Origin of the sequence: Methanolobus sp., assembly GCF_030682845.1 — an archaeon.
Lineage (GTDB): Archaea > Halobacteriota > Methanosarcinia > Methanosarcinales > Methanosarcinaceae > Methanolobus.
In genome coordinates this window covers 1-10280 of record NZ_JAUXNK010000033.1, presented here as the reverse complement: position 1 = coordinate 10280, position 10280 = coordinate 1, and the positions used below count along the sequence as shown (strand labels likewise).

12 protein-coding genes and 1 tRNA gene are annotated in these 10280 nt (G+C 47.4%); 6 read left to right on the top strand and 7 right to left on the bottom strand.

Annotated elements, in window-relative coordinates:
* Window positions 1-33: 33 nt before the first annotated feature.
* The 7 genes from Q8J68_RS03375 to Q8J68_RS03345 form a co-directional block, all read right to left on the bottom strand.
* Window positions 34-360: a hypothetical protein gene (locus Q8J68_RS03375; RefSeq protein ID WP_305310140.1), complete on the bottom strand. Its 327-nt coding sequence runs from the start codon at window positions 358-360 to the stop codon at window positions 34-36.
* A gap of 99 nt (window positions 361-459) precedes the next feature.
* Window positions 460-531, bottom strand: a tRNA-Ala gene (locus tag Q8J68_RS03370).
* A 39-nt stretch (window positions 532-570) separates the two neighbouring features.
* Complete coding sequence (locus Q8J68_RS03365) at window positions 571-840, bottom strand: elongation factor 1-beta (protein ID WP_305310139.1); 270 nt, start codon at window positions 838-840, stop codon at window positions 571-573.
* Between the two features lie 10 nt (window positions 841-850).
* On the bottom strand, window positions 851-1018 hold the full coding sequence (locus tag Q8J68_RS03360; protein WP_083858165.1) for a zinc finger domain-containing protein: 168 nt from the start codon (window positions 1016-1018) through the stop codon (window positions 851-853).
* A gap of 89 nt (window positions 1019-1107) precedes the next feature.
* Window positions 1108-1749, bottom strand: coding sequence for an amino acid kinase (locus Q8J68_RS03355; protein ID WP_015054453.1), 642 nt, complete (start codon window positions 1747-1749; stop codon window positions 1108-1110).
* Window positions 1750-1758: 9 nt separating this feature from the next.
* Window positions 1759-2757, bottom strand: coding sequence for a hydantoinase/oxoprolinase family protein (locus tag Q8J68_RS03350; RefSeq protein WP_305310138.1), 999 nt, complete (start codon window positions 2755-2757; stop codon window positions 1759-1761).
* Window positions 2754-3674: an ATP-grasp domain-containing protein gene (locus Q8J68_RS03345; protein WP_305310137.1), complete on the bottom strand. Its 921-nt coding sequence runs from the start codon at window positions 3672-3674 to the stop codon at window positions 2754-2756. The genes Q8J68_RS03350 and Q8J68_RS03345 overlap by 4 nt, the downstream gene beginning before the upstream one ends.
* A 106-nt stretch (window positions 3675-3780) precedes the next feature.
* On the opposite strand from Q8J68_RS03345, the gene Q8J68_RS03340 reads away from it, so the two are divergent.
* The 6 genes from Q8J68_RS03340 to Q8J68_RS03315 all read left to right on the top strand — a co-directional run.
* Window positions 3781-4194, top strand: coding sequence for a heat-shock protein (locus Q8J68_RS03340; RefSeq protein WP_305310136.1), 414 nt, complete (start codon window positions 3781-3783; stop codon window positions 4192-4194).
* A gap of 141 nt (window positions 4195-4335) precedes the next feature.
* Complete coding sequence (gene grpE / locus Q8J68_RS03335; protein WP_305310135.1) at window positions 4336-4848, top strand: nucleotide exchange factor GrpE; 513 nt, start codon at window positions 4336-4338, stop codon at window positions 4846-4848.
* 83 nt (window positions 4849-4931) lie between these two features.
* On the top strand, window positions 4932-6785 hold the full coding sequence (dnaK, locus tag Q8J68_RS03330) for a molecular chaperone DnaK (RefSeq protein WP_305310134.1): 1854 nt from the start codon (window positions 4932-4934) through the stop codon (window positions 6783-6785).
* Between the two features lie 93 nt (window positions 6786-6878).
* The gene (gene dnaJ / locus Q8J68_RS03325; protein ID WP_305310133.1) at window positions 6879-8033 is read left to right on the top strand and encodes a molecular chaperone DnaJ; all 1155 of its coding nucleotides are present in this window, start codon (window positions 6879-6881) and stop codon (window positions 8031-8033) included.
* Window positions 8034-8139: 106 nt separating this feature from the next.
* Window positions 8140-9474: a Trk system potassium transporter TrkA gene (gene trkA / locus Q8J68_RS03320; RefSeq protein WP_305310132.1), complete on the top strand. Its 1335-nt coding sequence runs from the start codon at window positions 8140-8142 to the stop codon at window positions 9472-9474.
* Window positions 9475-9491: 17 nt separating this feature from the next.
* A partial coding sequence (locus tag Q8J68_RS03315; protein ID WP_305310131.1) for a TrkH family potassium uptake protein occupies window positions 9492-10280 on the top strand: 789 nt, incomplete at its 3' end.

The window sequence follows — 10280 nt, the reverse complement described above, 5'->3', positions numbered from 1 at the left end:
GTCTTCGGGAACTACGGATCGCTGCCAGCTCACTTATTCTATCACTTTTCTTTTTGTATTGTTATGATGATCCTGACCGAAGGTCGTCGTAAACGATGATGTTGTTTTTGTTCTTTTGTTAGCATTTGCGCTATTCTTCTTGCATCCTGGTTGCAGTTGAGGCTGAGCCTTTAATTTACCAAGCATGCGTGACACACGATAATTCATACCAAGTTGTGTTACGGTTCTTTGATCAGTGATTGCCAAAACAGATGACCCTGGTAAGGTACTTCTATGTTGCATTCCCGTGGACAGAGGCATTGAACTTGCTCTGCGCAGGATGGTCAAAAATATACCTGTGGATTTGATCTTTATTAACATCAATCCTATGTGTTTTGTATCCTCTATGATACTTGTCTGATTGTAATTGGAGGTACTTCTACAAAGTCAAATCTTCGCTTACAGGGAACTGTATTTCAGTGGACTCGGCGGGATTTGAACCCGCGGCCTTTACGTTGCGAACGTAACGATCTACCCCTGATCTACAAGCCCAAAAACGATAACTGTAAGAAAAAGAAAAAAAGAAAAAACTTATACTGGTCTGCCTACTTCTGTGACCGTTACGCTCTCGACGCCTTCGACAGCTGCAAGGGCCTCTTCTACCTTCTCAGTGCCGCCTTCAAGGTCGCCTACAAGAACTACCATCATTATGGCCTTCAGGCCAAACGCAATGGGGTCTTCTCTTGAAGTGCCAAATTCTGCACTTTCAGGCAGAGCTGCGACAAGCTTATCCTTAAGCGCTTTAAGGTCGGTGTCCACCGATACCGGCATGATCCTGATAGTTGCTGCTACATCACCCATCAGCTTCACCTCACGGACCTACAAAGCCGCATTTCGGGCATGTGTACGGATTGCTCTGCTGTCTGCAGCTTTTACATCTTCCAAGCTCCTTGCCGCATACAGGGCAAGGGAAGCGTGCAAATCCAACCTCTACGAGCCTTTTATTGCATGCAGTACAATTCTCAACTTTGTTTACCATTTAAACTCTCCTTTAAGCGTGATATCTGATCAATATAATACTGAAAAATTCAGCATGTCGATGATTTCAGTACATAAGCGGTATGTAATTTAAATATTCCCCTTGATGTAAGTCCCCACGATATCTTTTCCAACAACAGCATCAATAACTCTTTCCGGGTGCTTCCCATTGACTATTAGGCAATCCATACGGTTTTCCTTAAGGAACAAAGGCAGCGCCGCATCCAGGCAAGTGGCTCCCATTTTAAGAACCTCGTCTGCTGTCAGGAACTGCTGCACAACATCCTCTGCATATATTCCGTCCACATCTGTCACCTTCACAAATGACGGAGCACCAAACTGTTTAGCTATCCATGCAGCTATGGTGTCAGCGGTCACATCCCACGAATGTGGCAATTCATCCTTATCCTTAAGTGTCCTGTAAGGGAGCAGCATGGTAACTCCGAAGGGAATGTGCTCCAGTGAATCTGCAGTGTTTATACCTGTCTTATCCTGGATATAATATGCATATTGTTCCATTGCAAGGATGGCCATCCAATGGGCTGCATCATCCTTTATATTGTACTTTTCACAGACCGAGCGGACAGTATTTGCAAAAAGACCGCCTCCTGGTATTATGAGGATGGAGATGCACTCTTTGTCCCCGCATGACCCAAAGCGTGTCAGTAATGCCTTTATGACCGGCAGTGAGTCCTCCATAAGACTTCCTCCAAGCTTCACGACAACTCTCATAATGCCTCCTTATACTATGTCTTTATCGTTCCGGGCTGAAACGTCTGCCTCGAACATTCTGGCAGCTGCATATGCAGGGAACACCTTTGATATCTCTTCTCCCCAGCGCTGTGCAACTGAGATCCATTCAAATCCAAGCCTTTTTGCAGCCGCACGTATAAGGAACTCTCCAAGACCTGCTGATACTATCGTAGAAAGCTCATTCATCTCTGCAACCTGTGCTATTGCCTCGCTCAGCAATATCACCTGCTTCTCCCTGACCTGTTCTGCTATGCGGTATATCTCATCGGGTGAGATTTCGGTGAGGTCGGCGCAAACAACCCTTGCAATTCTTCTCATTGCATCGGTCTTGCTTTTCCCGGCGCCGTCTGCGGTCTCACAAGTGTATAGCTCCTCTGATATGTCTCCGAGTAAAAAATAAACGTCTGCAGTGGTTGCGAAAAGTTCGGAGGACACGCGGCATTTTCCCGATGCCAGGTCCAGACTGTCTAGCAGATATGCCAGGTTCGTCCTCAGCACACCTGCATAGAACAGCTCACTGCGGATAAGCCTTGAAAAATCCGTGATCCCAGCCATATGTTTTCCGGATTTTATGGGGATGATGTCGCTGGTGGTGCTTCCCATGTCCACGAAGATGCAATCTCCTATCTCTGAACCAATAAGATCAGCTGAAGCAGCCCAGTTGGCAGCGGCCAGTTTGCGCAGGTCTCCCGATCCGTCATAGAAATGTCCGTTACTGTCTATATAGCGGATCTCGCAGTTGAATGCCTGCTTAACGGATTCCATTATGAACTTTATGCCGGCCATCTTGTCCTCGAAGCAGTCAGCAAGTTCTCCTGTCATAACGACACTCACTCTGTCAGGGCTATGTTTCTCAGCTATCTCTTCCAGAGCTTCCGGAAGTCTTGTATCCTTCCACAGGGGTACATAGTGCAGTTCTATTATCTCACCATCAGCAGAAGCGATTTTAGTGTTCGCACCGCCAATATCTATCCCGATTGTTTTCATAGAATGTCCTCAAAGTCATCTTTAGTGAACGAGAATTCTCCTTCAGTGCTGACTGCATCAGGCAGTTCACCTGAGACATTCTTCAGCAGGAGCTCTCCTATCTCTGTCTTGAGTGTCCTGGCCAGCCCGTAAATGGCAGTTGTCGGCCGGGGGTTCACATCAATAACGTATGGTTCTTTGCCATATACGATATCTACTCCGATATAACCATTGCATCCCAGGACATTTGCTGTTCTGGCAGCAATACTGAATAATTCCTGCTCGTACTCGGTCCTGAATGGAACGACATTACCTTTGTAGATCACAGGCGAACCTGCTTTAGTGCAGTTCATCTCAATATGCTGTTTATTAACGCTTAGCGGAAGGAACCTTTTGCCGCAGATCATGCTCACACTCAGGTGCTCGCCTTCAATGTACTCTGTAGCAATGAAACCTTCTTCCGCGTTGCTGGAAAATGCTATACTTACTCCCTCGGATGCACAGCCGAACCTGGGCTTGATGACGCATGTGCCTTCAAGTCCGCTCTCAATTATCCGGGGTACATTGATTGAATGGGACTGTAATGTGCGGGTGCATTCAAGCTTATCTGCGCATGCACTTGCTGACTTGGCGGAGCATCCGAGGTTTATCGTATTCCTCTCAATTCCCGTTGAAAGCTCTCCCAGCAGCTCGTCAGGACCTATCACAAGCCCTGCATCGGCACATGATGCCTCTCTTGCGAGCACTTCCGCAAAGTCTTCTGCATTGGAACTGACAGCTCTGCCATTCTGGAGTACGGGTCCTGAAGAAAGGTATGTGACTTCATGCCCCAGCCTTGAGAAACTGTCTACCAGTGTCCTAAGCATGGCTCCTCCTTCCTTAAGGAGGGTTCCGTCAAGCCCTGTCCCTACCGCGTATTCTGCCAGCAGTATCTTCATGTTGAATGCAAGTGCATTATTTGATATATCATTTGCTATTGTTTATTGCAGTTGGCACAATTGTTTAAAAATAAATATATAGTATCAAGTGAATTACACGACAGGGATGAACATGGAATTAGACATTGATAATCCGTTTATACAGGCACTGGCAGTTTCAACTGCAATGGCTCTCTTCATGATAAGCGTGGCACTTGGTATCATGTATATGGCATCCTCCGGCTCCACGCCTGTCCCGATGGCTGTCATTCTGCTGATCTTTGCCATAGTCTTCATTGCCGGCTCTGTCTTTTTCGAAAGCCGCGGCGCAGATTATCTTGGTTCCATGGCAGGAGGGGCCATTGCATCTTTTATAGCTACCTTTTCAGCGACTGCTTTTCTCACAGGCATGGTGCACGCCTGGAATGGCGGCATCCAGGCGCTCTGGTGGGAACAGATATTGTCGGCACTCGCGGTCTGCATGGTTGCCAGCATGTTCATAATCCGGCTTTTGCAGCATAAGTTGCAGTCATCTTATTAACTTTGGCAACATATCTTTTATGGATATCATTGGGGTATTATCGACAAAAACCTTCTCAAGATGGGAAATCTATTTATAGAACTTCAAACAATGGTTAACTCAAATGCGCATAACTGTGCATTAAATAGTGGAGATATTGAGATGGATAAAGGATCTGAGAATTGTGATGACCCTGGTTCAGAGGCAACAAACGCTGATAACCAGCAGGAGGATGAAACTGCACAGCTTCGTGAGAAATTACTGCGGCTAACCGCGGAATTTGATAATTTCAGGAAACGAAGTGTAAGGGAAAAAGAGGAGTACCGCAAGTTTGCAGTTGAACAAATCATCACAGAATTGCTTGAGGTATATGATAACTTCGAGCGTGCAATAGCATCTTCAAAACAGACCGATAATGTAGAATCCGTCGTGAAGGGTGTGGATATGGTGTTCAGGCAGTTTGCTTCTATCCTTGAAAAGGAAGGTCTGCAGAAAATAGAATGCCATGGCGCTGAATTCGACCCTCATCTTCATGAGGCTATTATGCACGTTGAACATCCTGAGCATGAGGAAAATACTATCGTTAATGTGTGCAAACCCGGGTACTATCTTCACTCTAAAGTGATCAGGCCTGCAATGGTTGCGGTTTCAAAGAAACCAGGCACTGATGATTAATAGTACTTCCTGATGCAAAGAATGCTGTCATATAAAATAAGAACATAATTGTAACTATAACTAATCGATAAAGAGGTAAGATCATGGGAAAGATTTTGGGAATTGATCTTGGAACTACAAATTCATGCATGGCTGTGATTGAGGGTGGAGAACCTGTCGTTATTCCAAACGCAGAAGGGGGCAGGACCACACCTTCAGTAGTTGCTTTTTCCAAGAAGGGAGAGAAACTGGTAGGGCAGGTTGCAAAGAGGCAGATTATCACAAACTCCGAGAACAGTGTCAGCTCTATCAAGAGGCATATGGGCGAAGCCAATTATAAAGTAACACTCGGTGGCAAGGACTACACTCCACAGGAAATATCTGCAATGATCCTGCGTAAACTTAAGGACGATGCAGAAGCCTACCTTGGTGAAACTATCAACGATGTGGTCATCACTGTGCCTGCTTACTTCGATGACTCTCAGAGGCAGGCTACAAAGGATGCCGGTTCCATTGCGGGCTTTAACGTAAAGAGGATAATCAATGAGCCTACTGCTGCATCCCTTGCCTATGGGCTTGACAAGGAATCAGGTGAACATAAGATAATGGTGTATGACCTCGGAGGAGGCACATTCGATGTATCTATCCTTGAACTGGGAGAAGGCGTGTTCGAGGTGCTTTCCACAAGTGGCGACACCCACCTTGGAGGGGATGACTTTGACCAGAGGATCGTCAATCACATTGTAAGCGAATTCAAAAAGAACGAAGGTATCGACCTTTCCAAGGATAAGGCTGCACTGCAGCGTTTGAAGGATGCGGCAGAGAAAGCCAAGATAGAGCTATCCAGTGTCACTTCCACAAATGTCAATCTGCCATTCATCACAGCTGACTCCAACGGGCAGCCAAAGCACATAGATATGGACCTCACAAGGCCCCAGTTCGAGAAGATGATAAGTGATCTGCTTGACAAGACCCTTGTAGCTGTTAACAGGGCAATGGATGATGCAAAGCTCAAACCCAGCGACCTTGAGAAGGTATTGCTGATCGGCGGCTCTACAAGGATACCTGCAGTGACCGAGCTTGTCCGCAAGGCCACAGGCAAGGAGCCTTACAAGAATATCAATCCTGATGAAGCGGTAGCAGTTGGTGCGGCTGTGCAGGCAGGGGTTCTCGGCGGAGAGATCCACGATGTGCTGTTGCTTGATGTCACACCACTGACCCTGGGTATCGAGACTCTGGGTGGGGTTGCGACACCTCTTATCGAGAGGAATACGACCATTCCTACAAGGAAGAGCCAGGTGTTCTCTACAGCCGCTGATAGCCAGCCGTCCGTGGAGATCCATGTGCTGCAAGGTGAGAGAGGCATTGCTTCTGCTAACAAGACCCTTGGAAGGTTCATGCTTGACGGCATCCCGCCAGCTCCAAGGGGCCTGCCACAGATAGAAGTGACTTTCGACATAGATGCAAACGGTATCCTGCATGTTACTGCAAAGGACCTTGGAACAGGCAAGAAACAGTCTATATCCATCCAGAAGCCTGGAGGGCTTTCCGAGGAAGAGATCGACCGGATGGTCAAGGATGCGGAACTCCATGCAGAGGAAGACAAGAAGCGCAAGGAAGAAGTGGAGGTAAGGAACACTGCCGAATCCCTGATAAATGCCGCAGAGAAGGCCGTTAAGGAGGCAGGGGATATTGCCACAGCCGACCAGAGATCCAAAGTAGAGGCAGCAATAGCTGCTCTTAAGAAAGAGCTTGAAGGCGACAACATTGAAGCCATCGGGTCCAAGACCGAGGAACTCCAGACCGCTGTGTATGACATATCTGCTGCAATGTACAAGAAAGCCCAGGAAGAGGCAGCTGCTGCAGGTACCCCGGAAGAGGGAGCTGGTCAGGCAGGTTCTTCGGATGAGAACATTGTGGATGCTGACTATGAAGTGGTCGACGAGGATAAGAAGTAACGTCATAGATAACTTCATGTAAGATACTGCGCTCAACAGTATCTTGCATCTTTTTCATGTTTATTCAGCCTAGGTAATCCACAGGAATCACTTATGTCCACTACACGCGATTATTACGAGATACTTGGTGTATCAAAAGAGTCAACGGAAGCTGAGATCAAAAAAGAGTACCGAAAGCTTGCGATGAAGTATCATCCGGATAAGAATAAGGAGCCTGATGCTGAAGAGAAGTTCAAGGAGATATCTGAGGCTTATGCCGTACTTTCCGACCCTGAGAAGAAGGAGCAGTACGACCGTTTCGGCCATGCAGGTATCGACAGCCGCTACACCCAGGAGGATATTTTCAGGAACGCTGACTTCAGAGGCTTTGAGGATCTTGGTGATATCCTTGGAAGCATATTCGGTGGCGGATTTGGAGGGTTTGGCGGCCAGCAGCAGCGTCGCGGGCCTGTCAGGGGTTCGGATCTGCGCTATGACCTGAACATAACACTGGAGCAGGCTACAAACGGAGTGGAAACTACCATTAATGTTCCCCGGGCAGAGACCTGTGAAACGTGTAACGGGAGCGGAGCCAAGCCTGGCACAAGCCCCAAGACCTGTTCCAATTGCCATGGGGCCGGCCAGGTCACTCATGCCCGTGATACGCCTTTTGGACGCTTTATGTCAACAAGTACCTGTAATGTGTGCCGTGGGGCTGGTCAGATCATCGAAGACCCCTGTCCTGCGTGCAGAGGCACTGGCAAACAGAAGAAGGTCCGCAAGCTCTCCGTGAAAGTTCCCAAGGGTGCTGATACCGGGTTACGAATGAAGATAAGCAGGGAAGGCGAGCAAGGCAGCCCGGGTGCTCCTCCTGGAGACCTTTATGTGGTCCTGCATGTTGAACCGCACCAGTTATTTGAACGTGCAGGTGACGATATACTTTATGAGCTACCCATAAGTTTCTCCCAGGTGGCATTGGGAGCTGATGTTATGGTGCCAACACTCCATGGTAATGTCAAAATGAGTGTCAAGCCCGGGACCCAGACTCATTCTATCCTCCGGCTTAAAGGAAAAGGTGTGCCATATCTCCATGGGCGGGGCCAGGGTGACCAGCTTGTAAAGGTCGTTATCAGGACACCTACAAACCTTACTGAAGAGCAGAAAGATCTGCTCCGGAAACTGGATGTCTCGGAAGAGGGAACAAAGTCAAAGAATCCCAAAGGTGGGAAAGGTATCTTTGATAAGGTAAAAGAAGCCTTTGATACCTAATCCTTTTTCTTTTTTAATTTACAGATGGCAAACTTTAAAAGGCACTAATCTCAATAAGCCTTCTTTACGTTTATCTTTATGAATAAATGTTTTACGAAGGAATTTCATGAAAATTGTTATAATCGGTGCCGGTGAAGTCGGTTACCATATTGCCAAAGCCCTTTACCAGGCAAATGATGTTATTGTTATCGACCAGAACGAGGAGGCCTGCCACCGTGCAGATGAACTGGATGTTCAGGTGATGCAAGGCAACGGTGCAAATGTATCCATTCTCAGCAAGGCTCTGGAGAATGCGGATCTACTGGCAGCAGTGACAGGTTCGGATGAAGTGAACATTGTTGCCTGCATGGCAGCAAAACTGGTATCCAAGGATAAAGATAGGCTGAAGACGGTTGCAAGGGTAAGTAACCCTGATTATATTGATAAGCCGGTAGCAAAGCGCACAAAGATCGGCATCGATACCATGATATGCCCGGAACTTACACTGGCCTCTGAGATTGCGGAGATACTTTCTATTCCCTATGCCATAGGTGCGGAATATTTTGCAGACGGCAAGGTGGAAATGATGGAGTTTGCCGTTTCCGACAGTAGTCAGCTTGTGGGGAAAGAACTGCAGGAACTAAATCTGGCCAATTGCTGCATAGTTAGTGCGCTTTTCAGGGAATCGGAGGTAATCATACCTCACGGCAAGGATAAGATCCAGAAGAACGATCACATGGTGGTCATTGGCAAGCCCGCTGCCATAAAAGAAGTCCGTGACATGCTTGGTGAAAAGACCGGAAAGCGTAGTAAGGTCATGATCATCGGTGGAGGCATTGTAGGCTTTTATCTTGCCAAGGTGATCTCCAATGGCGAGTTTGACATAAAGGTGATCGAAACTAACCGGGAGCGGTCTGAACAGATAGCTGAGGAACTTCCTGGTGTGCTTGTGCTCAACGGGGATGGCACCGACATCAACCTCCTTAAGGAGGAAGGTGTAGCGGATATGGATGTTGTCATAGCGGTTACCAACAGCGATGAGAAGAACCTGCTGTGTGCGCTCCTTGCCAAGCAACTGGGGGGTAAGAAGGTAATAGCCCGGTCTGACCGGTCCGACTATGTATCGCTGTTTGAAATGGTGGGTGTGGACAGTGCAGTCAGCCCAAGGCAGGCTACTGTCAGTGAAATACTTAAACTGACATTTGGGAAGGGCATAGAGTCTGTCACAACCATTGAGGGTGAAAAGGCTGAGATCATAGAATATATCCCGTCAAAAAAGTCAAAAATAGTCGGCAAGCCGCTTAAGAATGTGAAATTCCCTCCGGGATCCATTGTAAGCATGGTTGTCCGCAAAGGCAATACAGTGGTGCCTCGTGGAGAATACGTGATAGAGGAAGGCGACAGGGTTGTTGTGTTCGCTTTACAGTCCGTGCATTCGGAAGTTGAAAACCTTTTTCACTGACTTAACGGTGTATCCTAATGAACACGTCGATCATCTTCAACGTATTGGGGAGCCTTCTTCGATTCCTTGGCATGGTTATGATCATACCTTTACTGGTAGCTGTTTATTATAATGACCCTCTGCTACCTTTTGCAGTTGCTGTGCTTATCACGGGTGTCACGGGCATACTGCTCTCCAGACGGTACGGGGCGGAGGGTGAATGGAAGATAAAAGAAGGATTTGCCATAGTAGCATTTGGTTGGCTATCTGTGGCTTTTTTTGGTTCCATACCTTATTTGCTTGACGGCATAACTCCCATAAACTCCTTTTTTGAATCCATGTCCGGTTTTACCACTACCGGAGCAACGATCCTGCAGGACATAGAATCCCATTCAAAGAGCATACTTTTTTGGCGCAGTATGACCCAATGGCTTGGAGGAATGGGCATTATCATGATCTTCATTGCCATCCTCCCCAAGCTCGGAGTCGCAGGAAGGCAGCTTTTCCGTGCAGAAGCGCCGGGCCCGACTGAGGATAAGCTAAAGCCAAGAATACGGGGTACTGCAAGGATACTCTGGACGGTCTATGTTGTTATCTCTGTTGTGCAAGTGATATTACTGAAACTTGCGGGAATGTCACTTTATGATGCTGTGACACATACTTTCACAACGATGTCAACAGGCGGTTTTTCTCCCTACGGGGCCGGTATAGCCGGATTCAACAGCCCCCTGATAGAAGGCATCATCGTTGTTTTCATGTTCATCGCAGGAGCAAACTTTGCCCTGCATTACAGGGTGCTGTATGTGGATCATAACAGCTTCATGAAG